Raw genomic sequence first — 23,623 nt, forward strand, 5'->3', positions numbered from 1 at the left:
TTCTTCTCCTGTGAGATCTCCACATCCACTCGCAGCGCCGTGGGGGCGAACTGGGTGACCTTGTCGAGCTTGTCGGTGAGATGGCGACGGAAACGATCCGGGACGTCCATGTGACGTCCGACGACATTGATCTCCATGAGATGTTCTCCTCCAATCCGGGTGCGGCCGCTCTGAGCCCGGCCGCAGTGGCTCGTCGGCTGGGGTGCGCACCTCCTGAGAGAGAGGGACTCGTCATCCTGTGACGAGACGCACCAGCATGCCACGTTTTGCTCGACGTTTCCTGGCCTTGCGCCCCTGGGACGTAATAAATCCCGGCGTGCGCTGCATGGGGTCCGTGCGGATCCGCCGTGTTCCCGCAGGAGAACGCGGCCATCGCTTCACGGTGCTGCGCCCGGCGGCACGGCCGGTGCCGGAACTCGCGCCGAGGCGATGACCACGGCGCCGAGCACCCTCGCCCCCGCCTCGGTCAGCGCCTCGTGCATCCCGCGCAGGGTCGCGCCGGTGGTGACGATGTCGTCGACGATCACCACCGGGGCGGGGTCCTCCCCGGCGCGCCGGGCCGCCGCCGGGGACAGCCGGATCCGACGGGTACGGCGCTGCCGGGCTCCCTGCCCCTCCTGGCCGGTGGTGGGAACTGCTCGCAGCAGCCGGGCCCGGCCCGCGCCCAGCCGCGCCAGGTCCCGGGCCAGCTCGCCGGTGTGATCCTCGCCCCGGCGCAGCCGGGCGCTGCGGCGCGAGGGCACCGGCACCAGCAGGGGGCGCCTCACCCGCGCCTCCGCGGCCAGGGTGGTGACCGCCGGGGCGAGGGCCGGCGCGATCCGGCGGCCGAGATGGAGCATCCCGCCGTTCTTCCAGGCGAGCACCATGCGCTGCAGGTCGCCCGCATACTCCCCGAGGGCGAGCACGGGCAGCAGGCTGGTGTGGTCCACGCCGGCGGGACGGTGCGCCCCCTCCTCGCGGACGCGCGCCGCGGAGAGCTGCTGGAGAGCATCGCAGCAGGACTCGACGCGGACCGGAGGGGACTCCAGCGCCGCGGCGCAGCCCGGGCACAGCCAGGCCCCGTCCGTGCCGCACGGGCACTGCCGCGGCGCGACCAGTGCGCAGGTCTGGGCCGCGACCTCACGGATCCTCGGCAGCAGACCGCCTCTCGCATCGTCCATCTCCCGATCCCATCGCACGCCGACCCGGCGCACGAGGGGCCGGGGCCGTTCGGGGACGGACGAGCTGTGGGGAGGACAGGTGGCACGAGCCGATCAGCGGTGCCGCGCGCTGCCGAGGACGACCGACTCACCGGAGCCGCCCGCTCAGTAGAACCAGGGGTCGCGCGCCTCGAGGTCGACCGTGGTCCACCCGTCCCCGTCGTTGCGCAGCAGGGAGCCGTCGGCCGTGCCCGCCCAGATGGTCTCGCCGACGACGGTGCCGGCGATGCGGTCGGTGTCGGGTCGCAGCGACGGGAGCGGCTCGCGCCCGGTGGCGAAATCCACGATCTGAGCGCGCTGCTCGCCCGTGCCGGGGTCGGAGCCGAGCACGATGACCGCGATCTCGTCGTACCAGCTGGCCTGGGTCACGTCCGAGAGGAAGGTGCGCACCTGGACCGGTTCGGTCACCGACTGCGGGACCCCGTTGCCGTCACGGATCACCGAGCACAGGTCCAGCCGTGACCCGCCGGCGTCGGAGGAGAGCACGATCATCCGGGTGGCATCGGCGGCGACGTCGAGCTCCTGGACCTCGCGGCCGTCCAGCCACGGGGCGTCGACCTTGGCGTCGCTCTCGGGTCCGTCGGCGGACAATGCCATCAGCACGCCGGCGCTGGAGCGGGTGGAGGTCCACACGTACCCCGCGTCGTCCACCCGGGGAGGGACGAACAGGCCCCCGGTGGCAGCCTCACGCAGCGGCACGGAGCCGTCGGTCGAGGCGAGCAGCACCACCGAGGCCTCCTTGGTCAGGGCCGCGGCGAGCACCCCGTCCTGGGCGATCACCGGAGATCTCAGCGCGAGCTCGGCCAGGTCCGGAACCAGCTGGGTCGCGGGGGCGTCGGTCCCGGGATCGGCGAGCGAGATGACGCCCGTCGGACCTGCCGCGATCGGGCGGTGCCCCGGCAGAGCGCGCTCGATCCCGGCGTCCTCGCTCGGAGCGAAGTCCGCCCCGTCCCGCACCAGCCGGACCCCCGAGAGGGTGCGCAGGGAGCGCAGCGAGGACTCCAGCTGCGTCAGTGCCAGCGCTCTCCGGCCGGGAGCGAGCGAGGCCACCGCGGAGGGGACCGTGAGCTGTGCGGTGCCGTCGGCGCCGGTGGAGACCTCGGTGTCGGCCACTCCGGAATCGCCGGGCACCTCGGTGTGCACGGCTCCGTCGAGGAAATCGACCGGGCCGCCGCTGAGTCCCTCCAGCACGGCCTCCGCGCCGCGCTGGAGCGGGTACCACCGGTGGTCGGGCACGAGGTGCTGGGAACGGGCATCGATGAAGTAGAGCCGCGCCGGGGCGTACAGGGTCTCGAAGGCCGCCTCGGACAGGAAGATCCCGTCGGGCACGTCGCTGAGGCGCCACTGGTCCTCGACCAGTTCCACGCCGACCTCGATCTCCCGCGAGGTCGGTCCCGCCAGCAGGCTGCGCACGCCTTCGGAGTCCACCAGCGCGAGGACCTCGAGAACGAGCACCATCTCGGTGTCGCTGATCGCCTCGACCTCCAGCTCTCGGCTGCCGGAGTAGACGGTGATCCCGGCGGTGGGCTCCCAGACCTCGCTGAGCTCGTCGGTGAGGTACTCGCGGGCGACGGCGAAGTCGTCCTCGGATCCCACCCCGGCCTGCACGAAGCCGGAGACGACCTGCTCCGCCGTGGCGTCCGCCGGCGGCGGGAGCGCCTGGACGTAGGGGACGCCGGGCTGGGAGCGCGCGCTCAGAGGGCGACTGTCGATCGGGGACGACGTCGGGATACGGGCGCAGGCGGCCCCCAGACCGAGCACGGTCGCGGCACCTGCCGCACGCAGAATGTCGCGTCGGGCGGGGATCATCGCTCTCCTCCTGCCGTCGTGGAGCCGGGGCCCGGGCCGGGCTCGCCGGAGGGTTCGGTGAGGTCGGGGACCAGGCCGGGACCGATGAGGATCTCCCCGGTGGGTGTGCTCGAGCTGCTCTCGCGGGCGTCACGGTCGAAGGAGCGCTCCAGGCGCAGCGGGGAGCGGGCCAGGGCGCCGCCGGGCCGGCGCGGGAGGGTCAGCCGGAACACGGCTCCCTCCTCCTCCTGGCCCCAGGCCTGGAGCCAGCCTCCGTGGAGTCCGGCATCCTCGACGGAGATCGACAGCCCCAGCCCGGTCCCGCCGAGGGTCCGCGCCCGGGACGGGTCGGCGCGCCAGAAGCGGTCGAAGACGCGCTCGGCCGCCTCCGGGGAGATCCCGTGGCCGTGGTCCTGGACCACCACCGCGACCGCGTCGTCGCTGAACCCGGTCTCCACGAGCACGGGACCGCCTGCCCCGTGCTCGATCGCGTTGGTCAGCAGGTTCCGCAGGATCCGGTCCACACGCCGGGTATCGACCACGGCGTCCATCCCCTCCCCGGCCAGGCGGACGTCCAGCAGGCAGCCGCGGGCACCGGCGAGCGGCCGCACGTCATCGACGGCGCGGACCACCAGGGCGTCCAGATCCACCCGCTGCGCCTCGAGCTCGGCGGCGCCGGCATCGAAGCGGGAGATCTCCAGCAGGTCGGTCAGCAGCACCTCGAAGCGCTGGACCTGAGTCGAGAGCAGCTCCACGGTGCGCTGGAGCTCCCCGGGCAGCTCGTCGCGCTTGCCGTCCAGCACCGAGGCGGCCATCCGGATCGTGGTCAGCGGCGTGCGCAGCTCGTGGGAGACGTCGGAGACGAAGCGCTGCTGGACCCGGGAGAGCTCGGTGAGGTCCTCGACCTTCGACTCCAGGCTGCGGGCCATGTCGTTGAACGACTCCCCGACCCTGGCCAGCTCGTCCGCGCCGGCGACCTCGACGCGGCTGGTCAGGTCCCCTCCGGCCAGTCGCTCCGCGGCTCCCGCTGCCCGCTTCAGCGGTGTGGTCACCATGCGGGCGACCACGATCGCGATGCCGACGATCAGGGCGAGCAGCACGGCCCCGCCGCCGAGGATCACGCGCTGGACGAAGGCGAGGGTGTCCTGCTCCTCCTGCAGGGAGTAGACCAGGTAGAGGTCGTAGGATCCGACGCCGGGCACGAGGACCCGGGTGCCCACCAGCAGGGCCGGCTCGGTGTTGCCCTCGCTGTCCTCGCGGCCGATCGATCGCCACGAGACGGCGTCGGGCTGATCGGCGATGGCGGCGGTGAAGTCCTCATCGACCTCGTCGAACAGTGTTCGGTCCGAGGAGGCGACGGGGAAGGCGACCCCGGAGGTCTGCACCGGGACCAGCGCCACCTCGCGGCGGTCCCCGCCGCCCTGGCCGCCCGCGGTCTGGACGAAGGCGTTCGCCGCATCCTGCTGCTGGGTGCTGGTGGCGCCGGAGAGCTGCCCCAGGGTCTCGGTGAGGTCGCGGCGGACCTCCACCGTCTCCTCGAGGACGCGGTCGCGGCGCTGCTCGTAGAGGCCGTCGGCGATGACGGAGGAGAGGTAGGCGCCGACGGCGAGCATCGAGACGATCGACAGCAGCGTGGTCACCAGCACGACGCGCAGCGCGAGCGGCCAGCTGCGCGGATCCGCCGCGCGCGTCGCCGGTGCGGCCCGGGTGATCACGGATCCTCCGGCGATGTCAGGACACGCCCCCGGCGCGGTAACCGACGCCGCGCACGGTCACCACGATGCGCGGGTTCTCGGGGTCGTGCTCGACCTTGGAGCGCAGCCGCTGGACGTGCACGTTGACCAGTCGGGTGTCCGCGCTGTGCCGGTATCCCCACACGTCGCGCAGCAGCACGTCACGGGTGAAGACCTGCCACGGCTTGCGGGCGAGCTGGGTGAGCAGATCGAACTCCAGCGGCGTCAGCGAGATCAGCTCATCGCCCCGGCGCACCTCGTGCCCGTCGACGTCGATGACGAGGTCGCCGATGCTCAGCTGCTCCGTGGTGGGCGGCTCGACCCGGCGCACCCGCGCCTTGATGCGGGCGACCAGCTCCTCGGGCTCGAAGGGCTTGGTGAGGTAGTCGTCGGCGCCGGCCTCGAGGCCCTCGACGACGTCGGCGGTGTCGGTGCGCGCGGTGAGCATGATGATCGGCACCCCGGAGTCCCGGCGCAGCCGCCGGCACACCTCGATCCCGTCCATCCCGGGGAGCATGAGGTCGAGCAGGACGAGGTCGGGGCGAAGTCGCGGGAACGTCTCCAGTGCGGAGGCGCCGTCGGGGGAGGTCGCGACCTCGTAGCCCTTGCCGCGCAGAACGATGCCGACCATCTCGGCGATCGCCTGATCGTCGTCGACCACGAGGATCCGTGAAGGCGTCGTCATGCGCCTCATTGTGCCACCGCACGACACATGGTCATCGACGTTCGTCGGATCGGGTACCGGGCCGGGAGTCCGTAAGTTGTCCTGCGAGGGCCCAGGAGAGAGCCCAGGACGGCACCAGCAGCAGGAGGAACCGATGAGCACCGGATGGACCGCACCGGGAACGAGCGGGAGCTCCGATCAGCCCGGCCCCGGAGCCCCGGAGACCTCCGAGGACGCTTCTCACGAGGTGCCCGGGGGCGCGAACGGCGAGGCGGGCCACCCTGGGGGACCACGGCGGGAGCTGGCCGAGAACGTCCCGCTGTTCCCGCTGCGGCCTCTCAGCCTCGGCGAGGTGTTCGGCGCCGCCGTGCGGATCTACCGGCTGCGCGCGAAGACCGTCCTCGGGCTCGCAGCGGCCGTCTACGGCGTCGCGTTCGCTCTGACGACGGTCCTGACCGGGGCGGGGATGGTTCCGTTCATCGGTGAGATGCAGGCCACCATGGACAACCCGGATGCGGCGCCCATCGGGCCGGATGCCTCGGATCTCGTCCTGACCGTCGTCTCCTCGGCGATCTCCGGGATCATCTCGATGTTCGCCGCGTCCCTGGTCACCGTGGCCCTGACCCGCGTCGCGATCGGCGAGGCCACCGGTGAGCCCGTCTCCGGCTCGCAGATGTGGTCCACCGCCCGGCGCCTGGCCGTGCCGGCGATAGCCATCAGCGCACTGATCGCCGTGGCCTCGGTTCTCGCTTTCTCCGTGCCGTTGGCGCTCGGCGCGCTGCCGGTGCTGCTGGTGCAGGAGGCCGGCGTCGTCACGATCGGCGCGGTCCTGCTCGGGCTGGCCCTCGGCGTGCTGGCCATGATCTGGATCTGGGCCCGCACGATCCTTGCCGTCCCGGCACTGGTGGTGGAGGACGCCGGGATCCTGGGGTCACTGCGTCGCAGCTTCGCCATGACCCGGGGGCGCCGGCTGTGGCGGGTGCTGGGGACGGGTGCGCTGCTCTACCTCGTCTACACCATCGCCCTGCAGGTCGTCGCCGGCGTGTTCGGGTTCGTCGGCGGCATCGTCTACGTCGCGATCCTCCTGGGCAGCTCGATGCAGGCGCTCGTGGTCGCCATGACCGTGCTCACACTCATCACCATGCTCGGCAGCTACATCGCGACGTTCCTGCTGGCGCCGTTCCTCTCGGCCGGGTTCGCGGCGGTCTACGCCGACAACCGCATGCGGCACGAGGCGTGGGACGTCGAGCTGACGCGGCGCTCGCGGGAGAACTGGGACACCGGCGGCATGCGATGAACCCTGCCGGCCCCCCGCCCCTGGACCCGGACGAGGCCCGCTCCCGCATCCTCGAGGAGCTGTCCAAATCCGAGTACGACGACTCCCCCGGCTTCGTCAGCTGGCTGCTCGGCGTGATCGAGCGGTGGCTGACGAACCTCGTCGACGGCATCGACGGCTCCTCCGCCGCCCAGGCCGGTCTCGCCGTCGCCGTGGCTCTCGCCCTGCTGCTGGCGGCGTTCCTGGTGCTGCGGCGCACCGGGCTGATCCGCCGCAGCCATACCCTCGCCGTCCCCGCGGGACTCGATGCGCAGCCGGTGCTCAGCGCCTCGGAGCTGCGCGCGTCGGCCCGCTCCGCCATCGATGCGGGCCGGACGGACGACGGCACGGTGCTCGCCCTGCGCGCGCTCGTGCGCGATCTCGACGAGCGCACCCTGCTGGACGTGGCCGCCGGGATGACGGCGCACGAGGCCGCGAACCGCGCCGCCCAGTCCTTCCCCGACCTTCGCGGCCGCCTGCTGCGCGGGGCCGATGCCTTCGACACCGCCGCCTACTCCCACCGCGCGACGTCGCCGAAGCAGGCCGACGACCTGCTGCGTCTGGCCGAATACATCTCCGAGTCGACCCCCGACCTGTCGGCCGCCGACGAACGAGCCGCCTCATGAGCTCGCCGACCGCTCCCCGTCCCGAGGCAGGGCGCCGCCGCCCCTGGCTCATCGTGCTCGTGACGCTCGCGGTGGTCGCCGCGGTGGTGGCCTCCATCGCCCGCGGCATCTACCGCGACGGACCGCTGGAGCCCGATGCGCCCACCGGACAGGGCTCGAAGGCCGTGGTCCAGGTGCTCGGAGATCTCGGCGTCGACGTGCAGGTCGAACGTCTCACGGCCGATGCCGCCGACTCCCTCCGGGCCGGCCGCACGGTGCTGGTCGCGGCCCCGAACAGCCTCACCGCCGAGCAGCTCGACGCCCTGGCCGAGGCCCACGAGGACGGGGGCGGCCGCATGGTGCTGGTGCAGCCGGACGAGATGACGCTGTCGTCCCTGAGCACGGAGATCAGTCCCGCAGGCGCCCTCCGCAGCCCCACCGAGCTGGAGGCCGGTGCCGGCTGCGGAGATCTCGCCCACGGGGCGCGCCAGCTGCGGGTGCCCGGTGAGGACGGGCTGCGGGGGCGCTCCACCCTGTACCGCGCCGGTGAGGGGGGCGAGAACTGCTTCCTCTCCGGTGACGGGGCCCTGGTGGTGGGCGAGGACCGTCTTCTGGTCCTCGGCAGCGCGGATCTGCTGACCAACGACGGCGTCGGCGAGGCCGACAACTCCGCCGTCGTCCTCAATGCTCTCGGCGATTCCGGCGAGCTGAGCTGGTACCTGCCCTCGGCCAGCGACCCGATGAACTCGGGCGCGCAGAGCATCCTGACGTACCTGCCCGACTGGGCCGGTCCGCTGGCACTGTGGATCCTCGTAGCCGGCACGATCGCGCTGCTCGCGCTGGGCAGGCGCTTCGGCCCCGTGGTGGTCGAGCCCCTGCCGGTCACGGTCCGCCCCCAGGAGCTGGTCCTGGGACGGGCCCGCCTGCTGCAGCAGGCCGAAGCGCGGGACGCGGCCGCGACGGCATTGCGCTCGGCGGCCTCGACCCGGCTCGCTGATCGCCTCGGCCTGCGCCGCGAATCCGCTCTGGACGGCCTGATCGCGGCACTCGCGTCCCATGTCGACCGCACCCCCGAGCAGCTGCGGACGCTGCTCGGCCCCACCCCTGTCACCAGCGACCAGGACCTCGTGCGCCTCGCCCAGGACCTGGACAGTCTCGAGAAGGAGATCGACCGATGACCGACCCCACCCCCGCCGCAGCGCACCCGCCCCGGACTGCAGACGCAGGTCCCACCACCGGCCCCGCCGTCGACGTGGACACCCGCGGTCAGCTGCAGGGTCTGGCCACCGAGATCCACAAGGGCGTCGTCGGGCAGGAAGCGGCCGTGACCAGCCTCGTCGTCGCTCTCCTGTGCCGTGGGCACGTGCTCCTCGAAGGCGTGCCCGGGGTCGCGAAGACGCTCCTGGTGCGGTCCCTGGCCGCCGCTCTCGACGTGCGGATGCGTCGCGTCCAGTTCACGCCGGACATGATGCCCGGCGACATCACCGGGTCCCTGATCTACGACAACACCACCAGCGACCTCGTCTTCCGTGAGGGCCCGGTGTTCACCAACCTGCTGCTGGCCGACGAGGTCAACCGCACTCCCCCGAAGACCCAGTCGGCGCTGCTGGAGGCCATGGAGGAGCGGCAGGTGACCGTGGACGGGGCGAGCCGTCCGCTGCCGGACCCGTTCCTGGTCATCGCCACCCAGAACCCCATCGAGTTCGACGGCACCTATGCCCTGCCGGAGGCGCAGCTGGACCGGTTCCTGCTCAAGGCCGTGATGCCGCTGCCCGAGCGCGACGACGAGATCGACGTGCTGCGCCGCCACGCGGAGGGCTTCGACATCAGCGACCTCGCCGCGATGGGACTGGGCCCCGTGGTCGATGTGCCGTCCCTGCACCGTGCCCAGCAGGACGTCGCCCGCGTCGTCGCGGAGGATCAGGTCGTCCAGTACATCGTCGACGTGTGCCGTGCCACCCGCCGCTCGCCCAGTCTCTCGCTCGGTGTCTCCCCCCGCGGCGCGATCGCCCTGCTGCGCACCGCGCGCGCCTGGGCCTACCTCGCCGGCCGTGACTTCATCACCCCCGACGACGTCAAGACCATGGCCCCGGCCACGCTCTCCCACCGCGTCCGCCTGACCACCGAGTCCGAGCTGGAGGGAACCCAGGTCGAGTCCGTGCTCGCCGCGACCCTCGCCTCCGTCCCGGTGCCCCGCTGAGGGACGCGTCGATGAGGATCTCGCTGACCCCGCGCGCGGCGCTGCTGGCGCTGCTCGCTCTGCCCGTCATCGTCCTGTGGCCGATCTGGTGGGTGCTGCTGGTGCTGCTGGGGCTGTGGGCGCTGGTGGTTCTCGCCGATGCGTTCGCCGCCCCGCGTCCGGGGGCGATCCGGGTGCGCCGCGAGGCCCCGCTGCAGGTACGGCTGGGCGGAGAGACCTCCGGTCGGCTGCTGCTGACCAATCCCACCGGCCGCACCGCGGACCTGGAGGTGCGCGACGCCTGGAATCCGACGGCCGGGCTCGACCGGCAGCGCTCCGCACTGCGCATCCCCGCCCGGGAGCGGCGCGCCCTCACCCAGTCGTTCACACCCACCCGTCGCGGCGAGCACAGCTCCCGCGCGCTGCTGGTCGCCTCGTGCGGCCCGCTCGGCCTCGCTCGCCGCACGGCGCGGGTCGATGCCCCGGGCAGGATGCTGGCCCTGCATCCCTTCGGCTCCCGGCGGCACCTGCCCTCGCGGGTGCAGCGGCTGCGCGAGATCGAGGGTCTCGCGGCCGTCCATCAGCGCGGTCAGGGCACGGAGTTCGACTCCCTCCGGGACTTCGTGGACGGCGACGACGTGCGCTCGATCGACTGGCGCGCGACCGCCCGCCGGCGCAGCGTCGTGGTGCGCACGTGGCGCCCGGAGCGGGACCGCCACGTGCTGATCGTCGTGGACACCTCCCGGACCTCGGCGAGCCGTCTGGGCGACTCGACCCGCCTGGACGCGGCCTTCGACGCCGCACTGCTGCTGACCGCGCTCGCCGGCCAGGCCGGAGACCGGGTCGACCTGATGTGCATCGATCGCATCACCCACGTCTCGGTGCTGGGCGCGAACCGCACCCGGGTGCTGAACGACATGGTCACCGCCACCGCGGCCGTGCACCCGGCGCTGGTCGAGACCGACTGGGAACGCGCCGCCCGCGCCATCTCGGAGCGCTCGCGGCGCGGTGCGCTGGTGGTCCTGGTGACCCCGGTCGAGGCGTCCGTCGTGCACACCGGTCTGCTGCCGGTCGCAGCCCGGATCGCCCGGGACCATCCGCTGTTGGTGGCCTCCGTCGCCGATCCCGCCCTGGAGGCGCTCGCCGCCGGCCGCGGAGACGTCGAAGCGGTCTACAGCGCTGCCGCCGCCGAGCAGGCCCGGGCCGAGCGCGCCGGGGTCGCCCGCGCGCTGGAACGGGTCGGTGCCCATGTGGCCGACGCTCCGCCCGACCGGGCCCCGCAGGCGCTCGCGGACGCCTATCTCGCCCTCAAGGCCGCCGGGCGTCTCTGAGCGCCGGGCGATCCCCTCAGCCGGCGGTGGCGACGTGGTCGCCCACCATCTCCTGCGGGAGGTCGCCGGTGACGCCCTGACGGTGCACCTGCCGGCCGCGGCCGAACATGACCACGAGGAAGGCGAGCCAGGCGAGGACCCCGATGGCGATGCGCACCGCGGGCGGCAGCGAGCTCGGCGTCACGAAGGCCTCGATCACTCCGGAGACCAGGAGCACCGGGACCAGCCCGATCGCGACGGTCACCAGGGCGCGCGCGGCGCGGGACAGCGCCCAGAGCCGTGGCAGCGGCCCGGGCCGCACCCAGGCCCAGAACGTCCGCAACCCGGCCCCGGCCCCGACCAGCACGGCGGTGATCTCGAGCAGACCGTGGGGCAGCAGGAACACGAAGAACGTGCCCAGCCCGTCGTAGGCGCCCATGACCCCGCCGGAGAGGCCCACGTTCAGACCGTTCTGGAGCAGCATGACCACGGGCCAGATGCCGGTCACGCCGAACACCACGGCCTGCACGGTGATCCAGGCGTTGTTCGTCCACACCTGGGCGGCGAAGCCCGAGGCCTCGCCCTGGAAGTAGTAGGCGACGAAGTCGTGCTCGGCCAGGTCGCGCTGATCCTCCTCGGAGATCACGAGCTCGCGAGCGGTGGCGTCCGTGCCGAAGTAGACACCGGTGACGACCGCCGCGAGCAGGAAGATCCCGGCTGCGAGCGCGACCGTCCACCGGGCCTGGTACAGGGCCGCCGGCAGGTCCTCCCAGAAGAAGCTGCGGGCGTGCTTCCACAGCGGGGTCCGAGTGCCGGTGATCCGCAGCCGGGCACGATGGACCAGCAGCGAGAGTCGCGCGGTCAGGGCCGGGTCCGGATTCGTGGAGCGCACCGTGGACAGGTGGGTGGCGGTCTCCTGGTAGAGCGAGAGCAGTTCGTCGATGCCGGCCGCGTCCAGTCTCCGGGCGCGGGTCAGCTCCCGCAGACGTTCCCACTGCGGGCGGTGCACGGCGATGAAGGCGTCGGTGTCCACGGAGTCAGCCTAGGATCCGCAGCCGCCCGGCGGCGGCCGACGAAAGTCGGAGGCCCCGCCGTCGGAAGCCGACGCTCGGCGCTCACCGGCGCGGGCCGATCCTGCCAGGATGGGGGCATGGCAACGATGGGCTCGACGGCGGCGGTACCCGCGCGCCCCGATCGGGAAGCACTGATCACCGGCGATGCCGTGCTGCTGGACCTGCGCACCGCCACGTTCGCCACGCGCATGCTCTCGGCCGCCGTCGACGGCGCGGTGCAGCTGGCGATCCTGATCGCCGGAACGGTCGCCGTGGCCTGGTCGGCCGCGCGGGCCGATCTCGATGACGGACTGGTCGCCGCCGCAGTGGTGCTGGTCTCGGTGCTGGTCTATGTGGGCTACCCGGTCCTGTGCGAGCTGCTGCTGCAGGGACGCTCCGTCGGCCGCCTCGTGATGGGCACCCGAGTGGTGCGGGACGACGGCGGCCCTGTCCACGTGCGCCAGAGCCTGCTGCGGGCCGTGATGGCGATGCTGGAGATCTGGTCCACCGCGGGCTCCCTCGCGCTGACCTGCTCGGTGATCGACCGCAGGTCACGCCGGGTGGGTGATCTGCTGGCCGGGACCATGGTGATCCAGGAGCGGATGCGGGATCTCGAGGCGAGCCGGGTGCAGGTGCCGGCCGCGCTGAGCGAGTGGGTCCGCGCGGCGGACGTCGGCCGGCTCCCCGTGACGCTGATGCAGGACATCCGCTCGTTCCTGCCGCGCGCGGCGACCATTCACCCGACCTCGCGCCGCGAGCTCTCGCGCGATCTGCTGCGGCGCACCCTGCCCCATGTCGCTCCGGCCCCGCCGCCGGGGACGGATCCGGAGGAGTTCCTGGCCGCGGTGATCGCCGAACGGTCCCGCCGGGACGAGGAGCGGCTGCGGCGCGGCCAGGAGCGTCAGCGGGAGCTGTCCGTCGAGGTCCGCGCGGTGCCGTTCTCCGCCTGAGCCGACCGGCGCGGCTCCTGCTCAGGCCGACGGAGCGTCGTGGCGACCGGCGATGAGGACCGGGATCCCGTCCTCGACGGGGTGCCGGCGCGCACATCCGGTGCACTGCAGGGCCGCGTCGACGTCTCGCAGCTCGCCTCCGCAGTCGGGGCAGCGCAGACGCGAGCGCACCCAGCTGGGCACGTCGGCTCCGCTGGCACCAGGGGGAATCTCCGACTCCGCCGGCGGCACCGACCCTCCATCGGAGTCCGCTGCGTCGGCGTCGGCCGAGGACGGGGCCGTGGTGAGGTCCTGGTCGCGGACGATCGCCAGGATCTCCTCGCGGATCCGGATCATCGTCGTCTCCAGCTCGGCCTCGACGTTCAGCCGCAGCAGCGGCTCGTTGTTCGACGAGCGCAGCGAGAACCACCAGCGGTCCTCGGGCAGGGAGCCGGGATCCCAGTGCACGGCGGTGATCCCGTCGAGGTCGTCCAGACGCGCCCCGGGCAGGTTCTCCACGTGCTCCCGTACCCGCTCCCTGACAGCGGAGGGGTCCTGGACGCGGGTGTTGATCTCGCCGCTGGAGGGATAGGGGTCGTGCTCGGCGATCAGGGCGGACAGCGGTCCGTCGCTCTCCCCCAGTGCGGCGAGCACGTGCAGGGCGGCGAGCATGCCGGAGTCGGCGAAGAAGAAGTCCCGGAAGTAGTAGTGCGCGGAGTGCTCGCCGCCGAAGACGGCATCGTGCTCGGCCATCAGGGCCTTCAGCAGCGAGTGGCCGACGGGCGAACGGACCGCTTCTCCCCCGGCCTCCAGGACGGCCTCGGCGACGTGGCGGGAGGAGACGAGATTGGCGACGACGACAGGCCGCTCCTCGCCTGCGGCACGGGCGCGGGCCACTTCGCGGCGGGCGATGAGCGCAGTGATCGCCGAGGGCGGCACGGCCGCGCCCGTCTCGTCCAGGACCACGCAGCGGTCGGCGTCGCCGTCGAAGGCGAGTCCGAGATCCGCACCGTGGGCGAGGATCGCGTCCTGCAGGTCGCGCAGCGTGCCACGGTCCAGGGGATCGGCCGGATGGTTCGGGAACGTCCCGTCGAGCTCGAAGTGGACGGGGACCACGTCGAGCTGCTCGAGGCTCTCGAGGACCGCAGGGGCGGTGAGGCCGGCCATCGCGTTGCCGGCGTCGACGGCGACCCGCAGCGGCCGGTGATCGGGCACGCTCACCAGGCCGTGCAGCGTCCCGACGTAGTCGGGCAGCGTGTCCAGCGGCTGCGTACGACCCTCTCCCCGCTCCGGGATCTCCCCCGCGGCCAGGTACGCCTCGGCGGCCCGGCGGATCTCGTCCAGGCCGGTGTCGCGGCTGAGGGGCCGGGCGCCCGGCAGGCACAGCTTGAGTCCGTTGTCGGCGGCGGGGTTGTGCGAGGCGGTGACCATGACGCCGGCTGCACGGTGCAGCCCGGAGGCGCAGTAGAGCTGGTCGGTGGAGGCGAGCCCGGCGTCACCGACGATGGCCCCGCGACGGACGGCCCCCTCGATGACCGCACGGGACAGATCCGGCGAGCTGATCCGCATGTCGTGGGCGACGATCAGCGCATCGCCGTCCAGGAAGTCGGTGAAGGCGGCGCCGAGCGCGCGGGCGACGTCCTCGCTGAGCTCCTCGCCCGCGACGCCGCGCACGTCATTGGCGGTGACCAGTGCGGAGAGGTCCGGGGCCGAGGCTGCAGGGCGCTCAGTCATCGGTGCTCCTGACGACGCGGAGGTGGCGCTCCGGCTCCTCGTCGGGCCCCGCGGTGCGATGCGTCCGAGTGCCGCTGCGCGGCGCCGGCCCCGCGCTCGGCGCGGGCTGTCCGGAGGAGGCCGGGCGCTGTCGGACCGCGTCGGCGAGGGCCACGAGATCATCGCTGACGTCGGAGCCGCCGGGCACCCGCAGCATCTCCCAGCCGCGGGGCGCGGTCATGCGGCCGGCATGCTCGCTGCAGAGGTCGTACGCGTGCGGCTCGCTGGTGCGCGACAAGGGCCCCAGCACCGCCGTCGAGTCCTCGTAGACGAAGGTCAGCGAGCTGACGGCCGGTCTCGAGCAGGAGGTCCGGGAGCATTCACGAGCAGGCACGTCCAGCAGTGTACGCAGGCGGACCGACCCTCGGGCGGCGGCGCGCCCTGACCTCCGGGCGTCGCCCGCAGGCCGTTAGAGTGCCTCCATGGATGTCGAGCCGATCCGACCCGCGGTGCCGGGACCGCGCCCGGGGCCGCGTCGCCGCGATCGCCGGGGCCGCGGCAGGCGCTGGGATCTGATCCCGCCGCATCTTCCCGGCTACCGGACCCGCCGCGAGCAGTTCGACGACCTGGTCGCCGACGCCGGGGCGGACCTCACGGAGCGCTTCCCGCGTCGCCTGGCCCATCTGCAGGTGCTGGTCGAGGAGGTGCCTCCCGCCGACGCGGCCCCGTGGGAGGACGCGACGGTGCTGCTGGGACGGGCGCTGCCGCCCACCCGCGAGCATCCGGCGCGGGTGATCGTCTACCGCCGGCCGGTCCAGACCCGCTGCGCCGGCGAGCAGGACCTGGAGCTGCTGGTGCGTCAGGTGCTCGCCGAGCAGATCGGGTCGTTGCTGAACATCGCTCCCGAGGACGTGGATCCGGGCGCCTGGAGCGAGTGACCTCGATCGGTCCCGGCTCCCCCGCCGTTCACTCCTGCAGCCGCACCGTGAGCGGGTCGCCGCCGCTGCGCGCCGTGTGCACCGGCAGGGCTGAGAGCAGCACGCCGCCGGCGCCGTCGCTCTCGCGCTGCATCCAGGTGGCATGCACGGCACCGGGAACCTCCGGCACCACGGTGAGACCGGCCGCGGACTGCCCGTCGATCTCCAGGTCGGCGGCGACGACCGAGGTCGAGCCGCCCTCGCTGACCTCGGTCCGCACCGGGTCCCCGGCGGACCCGTCCGCGGCGATCGGGATGACGGTGACCGCGGAATCCGCCGTCGCCGCCAGGGTCAGCTCCCCCGCCGCGCCCTCGGCCGGTAGGGCCGTGATGGCGTGGGACGCGATGGCCGGCGCGGAGCCGACGAGGGTGAAATCGACCGGGCTGCCCACCGTGTCCCCCGGCAGGTCCGCGCCCGTGGCGGAGGAGCGCGTGACCGCCAGCACCGGATCCGCGGAGGAGACCGAGACGGAGAAGGTGCCATCACCCAGAGACTCCAGCGGCACGCTGACGACCGCGCCCGCGGGCACCTCGACATCCTCGAGGGCGGCCTCGTCGACCGGGCCGTCGTCACCGGCGACGTCCACGGAGGCGGTGGTGTCCGCGCCCTCGGGGTTGGCGAGCACGAGGACCGGCGGGGTCCCGGCGACCTCCACACCCGGCATCACCTGCTCCTCGGCGGCGGGTGCGAGCGGCTGGAGGATCTCGGCGCCCCCGGGGGTCAGCCCGTCGCGCTCGGTCGTCTGCACGTGCATCGCCAGCGGCGCGCCGAGCGATGTGGTGCGCACGCCCACGACGTCGTGGCCACCGGCCACGGATTCCAGCAGCACCCGTTCCTCGGCGCCGGGAGCGACCACGACCTGGCTGCGGCCCTCCATCGCGGCGGGTCCGTCCTCGGTCCACACCTGCACCGAGGCCGTGGCCGGCCGCTGCGTCGGGTTGCGCAGGACCAGCGCCGAGCTGTCGCCGGTGGCGGTCGAGACCCCCAGGAACGACGCGTCCGTGGTCGGCTCGGCGCAGCGGGTCAGCGACAGGGAGCGATAGTCGCCGGCGTCGGTGGCAGTGGATTGCACGGTGTCCGCCACAGGGCGGCCACCCTGCGAGGTCGCCGCACGCACCACCGGGGAGTCCTCGATCCCGGTCACGGCCTGCACGCCTGCTCCCAGGTCCTGGGCGGCGGTCCGGTCCTGGAGGGCCGTGCCGTCGCTGCCCTCGGTGACGATGTCGGGAGCTCGCACGGAGCCGTCGTCCTCCTGCAGCGTCTCCGAAGCGCTGACCTCGCCGAACAGCAGGGAGGACTCCGGTTCCAGGGCCACGGAGGAGAGGTCCACCGTCTCGGTGGGCGGGGTGACGGCGAGATCGGCGTCCGGCCCCTCCGCGAGGAGCTCCTCGGGCAGCGTGAGCGGGCCGGGGCACTGCAGCGAGCTCCCCCCCGGCTGCGACTGCGCCTCGGCGCGGGCGAGTGTCGTCGGTTCCGGCTCCGGGGTGGCGGCGATCGCCCCCACCGCGGCGGCCAGGGGAATCAGAGCAGCCAGGGCCAGCAGCGGGCGCCAGGGACCACCGTGGGGGGCGCGGCGCGATGGAGCCGGCTCCCGGTCGGTGTGCAGATCGCTCTCAGCCATACATCTCCTCCGCGGCCCGGGGGCGCACGCGCCAGGGGATCGCGATCAGCGCGGTCAGGGCCAGCACGGCGTACAGGCCGACCTGCCAGAGCAGGCGGAAGGGCTGCTCGCGATGGATGTCGATGTCGCCGCCGGTTCCGGGCGGGACGGTGAAGCCCTGCGCCCAGCCGTCCACGACGACCGGCTCGAGCTCGGTGCCCTCGAGCGTCGCCTCCCACTGGGTGTCGTAGCGCTCGGCGAGCACCACGGTGCGTTCATCCCGGGCGGCGGGAACGGTGCCCTCGGCGCCGATCACGCCGCTGTCCAGCGCGACGGGTTCGTCTCCGCCGGTGACTCGGGCGCGGGGTGCGGAGTCGATGACCCGCCACATGCCGCCACGGGCGCCTTCGGTGACCTTCTCGAGCGTCGAGGAGGTGTCCAGGGTCCGCATCAGCTCCGCCTGCTGCTCCGGGTCGCCCTCGACGACGACATAGGCGACGGCGAGAGTGGCGGTGGCCTGCTGGACCTCGTCGCTCGCGGCCGCGTCGGCCCCGGAGGAGAGCATCTCGGCGACGGCACCCCGCAGCGCGGTGGAGCCGGGATCCTCGTCGGGGGCGTTTCCGGAGCGGACGGTCTCGACGTGCCGGGCGTCGTCGATCGCGGCGTGCTGGATGACGGTGTCGCCGCCATGGACGACCACGCTGGCGCCGACGGAGCCGTCGGCCTCCTGCTCGAGGACGAGCACCCGGGCGCGGGCGGAGGTGCGGCCCTGGTCCGCGGCGGCGGCCGGGACCTCGCCGCCCTCGACACGGTCCACGCGCAGCTGGCCGGGCAGCAGCGCGGTCCCGCCGACGACGGTGACCAGACAGACCGCGGCCACAATCGCCCCCGTGATCGAGGTCAGGAGGCGCCGGAGGCGGCCGTCACCCGGTTCCCGCCGGGCGAGGGCGTCGAAGCTCGCCGCGGCCCCGAGGCAGAGCACCAGCAGGGTCACGCTCAGCAGGCCGTGCAGCGGAGCAGTCACCAGCTGCTCGTCGCCGAGGGCGGTCGGGGTCTCGCGCGCCAGCAGGACGGTCAGCAGACCCACGGCGGCCATCAGCACGCTGAAGCGGCCGACCCGCCCCGCCTGCCCGGCCAGCAGGGGCGAGAAGATCGCGGCGAGGACGACGGGGGCGACCGGCAGCACCGGTGCCAGCAGGGCGATCGTCCCGCCCGGTCCCCCCAGCTGAGGCGCCAGTGCGTCCTGCAGGCCCGGGGCCACGGGCCACAGCGACAGCAGATCCGTCGTGGAGGCGGTGCCCGCGCGGGCCGGCATACCTCCCACGGCCAGCAGCGTGCGCGGGTGGCCCAGGTAGACAGGCAGGTACGGGGCATGCAGAGCGAGGGAGGGCAGGAGGGCCCACAGCAGACGGGCCCGGCGGCCGGGCACGCCGAGTGCGATGAGCACCAGCGCCACCGCCCCCAGGAGCACCAGCACCGGCTGGATCGCGCCGGCGACCAGCAGCAGCAGGCCGCCGATCGCGGCGGCCGAGATGCTCGCCTGCGAGACCTTGTGCGGGAGGCCGACGGCCCGGCCGATCGACAGCGCGATCAGCGGCAGCAGCATGTGCACCAGCAGCAGCGGCCACGCCCCGGCCGCCAGAGCGGCCAGCAGCGACGGCGCCACTGCCCACGCCGTGGTCAGCGCGAGCCGCGCCCCGACGGCGCGGGTCACGGCGCCGGCCGCCCACCAGGCGGCCAGCGCGCTCACGGGCACCGCGGCGAACACGACGATCTCGATGAACAGGGAACCGCCGAGCGGGAGATGACCCAGCAGGCGCACCAGCGGGTCGCCCGGCCCGCGCTCCCCCAGCCCGCCGGGGATCCAGCTGGACCAGGCGGCCTCCCACAGCGCGCCCCAGCTCTCGGGGATCGCTCGCAGCCCGGGGCCGGTGAGCTCGCCCCTGCCGAACAGGCGGCGCAGGGCGGTCAGCCCCAGCACGGTCGCGGTCAGCGCCACCACCACGGTCCACACCAGGTGGCGACCGTAGTCGGCGTCCTCGATCCCGTGACGGGTCCCGGCGACGCCCCAGGTGGTGCGTCGGATGCGGCGGATCCGGTCGTCGTCGGCGACCAGCCGGGTCCAGGTGTCGTCGAGCAGGCGCCGGGCGCCTTCACCGCGGGGCAGGTAGAGCGGGGCCAGGCGCCCGCTGGGAACGCGGGCCCGCCGACGCTCGCGAAGGCCCCGGCCCAGCACCCGGGGAGCGCTGGCGAGTGCCGCGATCCAGGCTCGCAGCTCCATCCCGGCGCGGCGCGGCGCGGAGGCGGCGACCGCCCCGGCCATCCGCAGCATCGTGCTCAGCGGCAGCACGAGCAGCATGGCCAGGGCCATGAGGAGGGAGCGATGCTTGAGGAGCACCAGGATCTGCCCGGTGCGCTGCTCCTGCAGGCGCTCCAGGCTCGGCCGCGTCGGTGCGGGGTAGAGGACTGTCGCAGCGGACTGGACCGCGACACGCTCGCCCGAGCGCCACACGCGCCGGCACAGGTCGATCTCGGCCCACGGAGCGGGCAGGTCGGGGTCCAGACCGCCCACGTCGCGCAGGGTCTGCTCGCGGATCAGCATGCCCGGCAGCGCCACGGCGAGCACGTCCTGGCGCCAGTCGGCCTGTCCCTGATCGATCTCTCCGGGGTCGACCCCGGTGATGATGCGGCCGCCGTGGGTCAGCGTGATGCCCACGTCCACGAGGGCATCGGCATGCGGGGCGGTTCCCGGCGCACTCTCGTCGTTCCGGTCGTGATCGAGCTGGTCGTGATCGAGGCGTTCCTGGCCGGGACGGTCCTGGCCGAGGCCGTCCCGGTCGGGGCCGTCGCCGTCCGGTGCCGGCCCCATAGGACGCACGCGCTTGGCCCCGACCACGCCGGTGTTGGGGGATTCGGCGGCGAATCGCAGCTGGTGCTCGAGAGCGGTCGGCCCCGGCGTGGAACCGTCGACGACGAACCACAGCCAGGACGACCAGGACTCGGAATCGGCGCCGCCCCCGAGGCCGACGCGTCGGCCAGGGCGGGAGCGGCGCGTGCGCAGCCGCTGCGGGATGCGGGCGAGGTCCTCGGCCTGCTGGGTGCGACGCTTCTCGATCGCGGTGGGGTCGACCTTGCGGGCGCGTCGCCGGGAGGGCCGGGCGGTGTCCTCGACATCTCCGGCGTCGACGTCGGCGGCGGGGGCGCGGCCCGGCTCGCGCGAGCCCCGCGAGAGCAGATCGGCGGCCTCACGCACCGCTCCCGCCGGGCCGGCGGAGGCGGATATGGTCACGACGTCGTCGACCACCCCGTCGGCGACCTGCGCGTCGAGGGCATCCTGGACGTCGTCGGAGAGATCGGAGGTGGCGACCACCACGAGGCGGTCGGCGTGCCGGGACTGGCCGGTGACGGCTTCGAGGGCTGTGCTGAGGGAGTGCGCGGTCGTCGACCCGCTCAGCAGGACGACAGCAGTGACATGAGGTTCGCTCACCGGGGAAGGATGTCAGACCACCCGGCGCTTGAGCTTGCGGCGCTCACGCTCGGACAGTCCGCCCCAGATACCGAAGCGCTCGTCGTTCTCCAGGGCGTACTCGAGGCACTCGGCGCGCACCTCGCAGGAGACGCACACCTTCTTCGCCTCACGGGTGGAGCCGCCCTTCTCGGGGAAGAACGCCTCCGGGTCGGTCTGCGCGCACAGGGCGCGCTCCTGCCATGACAGCTCGGTATCGTCGGAGTCCTGCCCGGCGAAGTCGAGCAGGGACAGCTCTGCACGCGCGTCGTCCTCGACCTGTTCCTCGTCCATCGCCACCTCTCCTTCCGCTGCTGATTGCCCACCGATGACCACCGACGGCCTGATGCGGCCTAAAATACACCCGTGTAGTTATGGCCCGTCAAGCGGCACCGGCGCGTCCCGCGGCCCGGCGGTCCCGAATCACAGAACCCGGAGGATCCCTCATCGCCACCCCGCACCCTCCGTCGCGAGCGCCGCAGCACCGACCGTCGGCCCCCGCCGGATCCTCGCCTCGCGCCCCGGGCCCCGTGCAGGTCATCCCCGTCACCGGCCTCGGGGAGATCCGGGCGGGCGAGGATCTCCCCGCCGTCCTGGCCGCCGCCGTCCGGGAGGCCGGCATCCAGGAGGGCGACGTCCTGTGCGTCTCGACGAAGATCGTCTCGAAGTCGCTCGGCCTGGCCGTCCCCGCCGCCCGGCGTGAGGCCGCCATCGAGGCCGCGGCGGTGCGGACCATCGCCCGCCGGCGCCACAGCCGCCTGGTCACCTCCGTCGTCCAGATCGCCTCGGGACCGGTGCTCGCGGCCGCCGGCGTGGACTCCTCCAACGCGCCCGAGGGCCCGCTGCTGCTGCCCGAGGACCCCGATGCGTGCGCCGCCGAGCTGCGCAGCGGACTCATCGCCGCCCTCGGCGTCCGGATCGGAGTGGTGCTGACCGACACCTCCTCGCGGGTCTGGCGGGTGGGCAGCGGCGACATCGCGCTCGGCGCCGCCGGGGTCGCCTCCCTGCAGGATCTGCGCGGCGGGGCAGACGCGGACGGGCGCCCCCTGACCGTGACCGTACGCGCCCTGGCCGACGAGCTGGCCGCCGCCGCGGATCTGGTCAAGGGCAAGGCCTCCGGGGTCCCGGCGGCGATCGTGCGCGGCGTGCCCGGCGCGACCGCTGACGACGTCCCCGCCCGCGACCTCTCACGCACCGGAGCCGACGACTGGTTCCGCCGCCCCAGCCTCGAGTCGGTGTGGGTGGCGCTGGGGCTCGCCCCGGCCCAGGAGCCGATCGCCCGCATGTCCCCGGAACCTGCCGCCGAGCGGATCGCCCGCGCCCTCGAGGTCGCTGCGCTGCCCCGGGCGGGCCGGGGGCCGCGCACGGCCACTGCCCACCTCGCCGAGGACGCCACCGCCGAGGGCGGCGGCGAGCCGCGGCGCATCCTGGTCGCTCCCGGCGGCGCCGATCCCGCAGACTGGGTCGCCGCGGGCGAACTGGCCGAACGGGTCCGCACCGCCCTCGGGGCCGAGGCCATCGCCGCGCCGCTGCCGCCCCTGACCGTCGTCGTCACCCACCCGCAGGAGGACTCCCGATGACCGTCGACCTCTCCACCCGCCTGCTGGCCGCGCTCGAGCGCGGCGGCCCCCATCCCGTCCTGGCCTGGTACGGCGAGGCGTCCCGCATCGAGCTGTCCGGGCATGTGCTGGCCAACTGGGTGATCAAGGCCGTCGGCCATCTCCACGACGAGATCGCGCTGGAGCCCGGCGACAGCGTCCTGATCGATCTGCCGCCGCACTGGAAGCGACTGGTCCTGGCCCTGGCCTCCTGGTCGCTGGGCGCCGAGGTCACGGTCGCCGACGGGCACGGCGCCGGCCCGGAGCGCACCGGGCCGCGGGTGGTGATCACCGACCGTCCCGAGTCCGAGCTCGCCGCGGATGCCGACGAGGTGCTGGCCCTGGAGCCCGTCTCCCTCGCCCCGCGCTTCTCCTCCGAGCTGCCCGCCCTCGCCCACGACTGGGTGGCGGAGGTGCGCGCCAGCTCGGACCGGCTCGGCGTGGCTCTGCCGGCCTGGAGCGGACCGGACCCGGTGGCTGCAGCAGCCGGCGACGGGACTGCGTCGACGTCGGCACCGCCCCGGCTGCTGGTGGCCGGGGACGGGCTGGAATCGGCGCCGGCCGTGCTGGCTGCCCTGCTGGCCGGGGGCGGCATCGTCGGCCCCGCCGCCGCGGTGAGCGAGCGCCAGGCGCAGGAGGAGTCGGTGACCGGCCGAGCCTGAGCCGGGCGACCCGCTCAGCCGTGTCAGCTCGCGCGGAGCGTGCGCACGGCCTCGGTGGGATCGCCGTCGTAGACGATCTCGCCCTTGCGCAGCACCACGATGCGAGAGCACAGCTTCTCGAGCATCTCGAGCTCGTGGGAGACCACGATCATCGTGCGCCCGGCCTGCTGCAGCTCGCGGATGCGCTGGAGGCACTTGCGCTGGAACGGCTCGTCCCCGACGGAGAGGATCTCGTCGACCAGGAAGATGTCCGGCTCGGTGTGCACGGCGACGGCGAACGCCAGCCGCAGGAACATGCCCGAGCTGTAGTACTTCACGTCGGTGTCGATGAACTCCTCGATCTCGCTGAAGGCCACGATGTCGTCGAACTTCGCGTCGATCTGCTCGCGGCTCATGCCCAGGATCGCACCGTTGAGATAGACGTTCTCGCGTCCCGAGAGGTCGGGGTGGAAGCCGGCGCCGACCTCGATCAGCCCCGCCACGCGGCCGCGCAGCAGGACCCGCCCGCGATCCGGGAACAGCACCCCGGAGATGGTCTTGAGCAGCGTCGACTTGCCGGAGCCGTTGAACCCGATCAGGCCCACGGTCTCCCCCGCATGGACGGTGAGGTCGACGTCGTCCAGCGCGAGGAAGGTATCGGCCAGCTTCTTGCGCTGCAGCGCGGAGAAGACCAGCTCCTTCAGCGCGCGATCATGGCGCAGCGAGAACTGCTTGGTGACGCGCTGAATGCGCACCATCTCGCGGTCGGTGGGGACGGCTGCGGAGTCGGGGATGTCCTGCACGTTCGGGCTCAC

At 73.5% G+C, this 23,623-nt stretch carries 21 protein-coding genes; 9 read left to right on the forward strand and 12 right to left on the reverse strand.

All coding sequences use genetic code 11. The features are described from left to right. The 5 genes from AC5020_RS14725 to mtrA form a co-directional block, all read right to left on the reverse strand. Positions 1 to 137, reverse strand: a 137-nt coding sequence (locus tag AC5020_RS14725) for an HPF/RaiA family ribosome-associated protein (protein WP_464988842.1), incomplete at its 3' end; no start/stop codon positions are given. Between the two features lie 240 nt (positions 138 to 377). Beyond that, complete coding sequence (locus AC5020_RS14730; RefSeq protein WP_464988818.1) at positions 378 to 1,160, reverse strand: ComF family protein; 783 nt, start codon at positions 1,158 to 1,160, stop codon at positions 378 to 380. Between the two features lie 144 nt (positions 1,161 to 1,304). After that, positions 1,305 to 3,008 (reverse strand): LpqB family beta-propeller domain-containing protein, encoded by a 1,704-nt coding sequence (locus tag AC5020_RS14735; RefSeq protein WP_464988819.1) that lies wholly within the window; start codon positions 3,006 to 3,008, stop codon positions 1,305 to 1,307. Continuing rightward, the gene (mtrB, locus tag AC5020_RS14740) at positions 3,005 to 4,702 is read right to left on the reverse strand and encodes an MtrAB system histidine kinase MtrB (RefSeq protein WP_377017344.1); all 1,698 of its coding nucleotides are present in this window, start codon (positions 4,700 to 4,702) and stop codon (positions 3,005 to 3,007) included. Before mtrB ends, AC5020_RS14735 begins: the two co-directional genes overlap by 4 nt. A 16-nt stretch (positions 4,703 to 4,718) precedes the next feature. Further along, a complete protein-coding gene (gene mtrA / locus AC5020_RS14745) occupies positions 4,719 to 5,414 on the reverse strand; it encodes an MtrAB system response regulator MtrA (protein ID WP_377017342.1) in 696 nt (231 codons plus the stop codon). Between the two features lie 124 nt (positions 5,415 to 5,538). On the opposite strand from mtrA, the gene AC5020_RS14750 reads away from it, so the two are divergent. The 5 genes from AC5020_RS14750 to AC5020_RS14770 are packed head-to-tail and all read left to right on the forward strand — an operon-like array spanning position 5,539 to position 10,814. Continuing rightward, the gene (locus AC5020_RS14750) at positions 5,539 to 6,681 is read left to right on the forward strand and encodes a glycerophosphoryl diester phosphodiesterase membrane domain-containing protein (RefSeq protein ID WP_464988821.1); all 1,143 of its coding nucleotides are present in this window, start codon (positions 5,539 to 5,541) and stop codon (positions 6,679 to 6,681) included. Next, positions 6,678 to 7,325, forward strand: coding sequence for a DUF4129 domain-containing protein (locus tag AC5020_RS14755; RefSeq protein WP_377017338.1), 648 nt, complete (start codon positions 6,678 to 6,680; stop codon positions 7,323 to 7,325). The genes AC5020_RS14750 and AC5020_RS14755 overlap by 4 nt, the downstream gene beginning before the upstream one ends. Next, a complete protein-coding gene (locus AC5020_RS14760; RefSeq protein ID WP_464988822.1) occupies positions 7,322 to 8,482 on the forward strand; it encodes a DUF4350 domain-containing protein in 1,161 nt (386 codons plus the stop codon). The genes AC5020_RS14755 and AC5020_RS14760 overlap by 4 nt, the downstream gene beginning before the upstream one ends. Beyond that, positions 8,479 to 9,504, forward strand: coding sequence for an AAA family ATPase (locus tag AC5020_RS14765; RefSeq protein ID WP_377017334.1), 1,026 nt, complete (start codon positions 8,479 to 8,481; stop codon positions 9,502 to 9,504). The genes AC5020_RS14760 and AC5020_RS14765 overlap by 4 nt, the downstream gene beginning before the upstream one ends. A gap of 11 nt (positions 9,505 to 9,515) precedes the next feature. Beyond that, complete coding sequence (locus AC5020_RS14770; RefSeq protein WP_377017332.1) at positions 9,516 to 10,814, forward strand: DUF58 domain-containing protein; 1,299 nt, start codon at positions 9,516 to 9,518, stop codon at positions 10,812 to 10,814. A 16-nt stretch (positions 10,815 to 10,830) separates the two neighbouring features. Here AC5020_RS14770 and AC5020_RS14775 read toward each other — a convergent pair whose 3' ends face one another. Continuing rightward, positions 10,831 to 11,826 carry a stage II sporulation protein M gene (locus tag AC5020_RS14775; protein ID WP_464988823.1) on the reverse strand — a complete coding sequence of 332 codons (996 nt, stop codon included), beginning with the start codon at positions 11,824 to 11,826 and terminating at the stop codon, positions 10,831 to 10,833. 117 nt (positions 11,827 to 11,943) lie between these two features. Here AC5020_RS14775 and AC5020_RS14780 point away from each other — a divergent pair, with 117 nt between their 5' ends. Then, a complete protein-coding gene (locus AC5020_RS14780; RefSeq protein WP_464988824.1) occupies positions 11,944 to 12,795 on the forward strand; it encodes an RDD family protein in 852 nt (283 codons plus the stop codon). 21 nt (positions 12,796 to 12,816) lie between these two features. Here AC5020_RS14780 and AC5020_RS14785 read toward each other — a convergent pair whose 3' ends face one another. Together AC5020_RS14785 and AC5020_RS14790 are read right to left on the reverse strand one after the other, a co-directional pair. Next, a complete protein-coding gene (locus AC5020_RS14785; protein WP_464988825.1) occupies positions 12,817 to 14,508 on the reverse strand; it encodes a phosphomannomutase/phosphoglucomutase in 1,692 nt (563 codons plus the stop codon). Then, positions 14,501 to 14,881, reverse strand: coding sequence for a DUF3499 domain-containing protein (locus AC5020_RS14790; RefSeq protein ID WP_464988826.1), 381 nt, complete (start codon positions 14,879 to 14,881; stop codon positions 14,501 to 14,503). The genes AC5020_RS14785 and AC5020_RS14790 overlap by 8 nt, the downstream gene beginning before the upstream one ends. A gap of 88 nt (positions 14,882 to 14,969) precedes the next feature. Here AC5020_RS14790 and AC5020_RS14795 point away from each other — a divergent pair, with 88 nt between their 5' ends. After that, the gene (locus tag AC5020_RS14795) at positions 14,970 to 15,425 is read left to right on the forward strand and encodes a metallopeptidase family protein (protein ID WP_377017322.1); all 456 of its coding nucleotides are present in this window, start codon (positions 14,970 to 14,972) and stop codon (positions 15,423 to 15,425) included. Positions 15,426 to 15,453: 28 nt separating this feature from the next. Here the strand turns inward: AC5020_RS14795 and AC5020_RS14800 are convergent, their stop codons facing one another. Genes AC5020_RS14800 through AC5020_RS14810 form a run of 3 tightly spaced genes read right to left on the reverse strand, consistent with a single transcriptional unit; the run spans position 15,454 to position 20,863 of the window. Further along, a complete protein-coding gene (locus AC5020_RS14800; RefSeq protein WP_464988827.1) occupies positions 15,454 to 17,085 on the reverse strand; it encodes a DUF5719 family protein in 1,632 nt (543 codons plus the stop codon). Beyond that, positions 17,078 to 20,551: a hypothetical protein gene (locus AC5020_RS14805; RefSeq protein WP_464988828.1), complete on the reverse strand. Its 3,474-nt coding sequence runs from the start codon at positions 20,549 to 20,551 to the stop codon at positions 17,078 to 17,080. The genes AC5020_RS14800 and AC5020_RS14805 overlap by 8 nt, the downstream gene beginning before the upstream one ends. Positions 20,552 to 20,563: 12 nt before the next feature. Further along, on the reverse strand, positions 20,564 to 20,863 hold the full coding sequence (locus AC5020_RS14810) for a WhiB family transcriptional regulator (RefSeq protein WP_377017316.1): 300 nt from the start codon (positions 20,861 to 20,863) through the stop codon (positions 20,564 to 20,566). Between the two features lie 236 nt (positions 20,864 to 21,099). Between AC5020_RS14810 and cofE the strand changes: the two genes are divergently transcribed. Together cofE and AC5020_RS14820 are read left to right on the forward strand one after the other, a co-directional pair. Then, positions 21,100 to 22,149: a coenzyme F420-0:L-glutamate ligase gene (gene cofE, locus AC5020_RS14815; RefSeq protein ID WP_464988829.1), complete on the forward strand. Its 1,050-nt coding sequence runs from the start codon at positions 21,100 to 21,102 to the stop codon at positions 22,147 to 22,149. Then, positions 22,146 to 22,829 carry a TIGR03089 family protein gene (locus tag AC5020_RS14820; RefSeq protein WP_464988830.1) on the forward strand — a complete coding sequence of 228 codons (684 nt, stop codon included), beginning with the start codon at positions 22,146 to 22,148 and terminating at the stop codon, positions 22,827 to 22,829. Before cofE ends, AC5020_RS14820 begins: the two co-directional genes overlap by 4 nt. A gap of 23 nt (positions 22,830 to 22,852) precedes the next feature. Here the strand turns inward: AC5020_RS14820 and AC5020_RS14825 are convergent, their stop codons facing one another. After that, positions 22,853 to 23,566 carry an ABC transporter ATP-binding protein gene (locus AC5020_RS14825; RefSeq protein WP_377017610.1) on the reverse strand — a complete coding sequence of 238 codons (714 nt, stop codon included), beginning with the start codon at positions 23,564 to 23,566 and terminating at the stop codon, positions 22,853 to 22,855. Between the last annotated feature and the right edge of the window lie 57 nt (positions 23,567 to 23,623).

The sequence above is a fragment of the Brachybacterium sp. SYSU DS0246 genome (assembly GCF_059391765.1).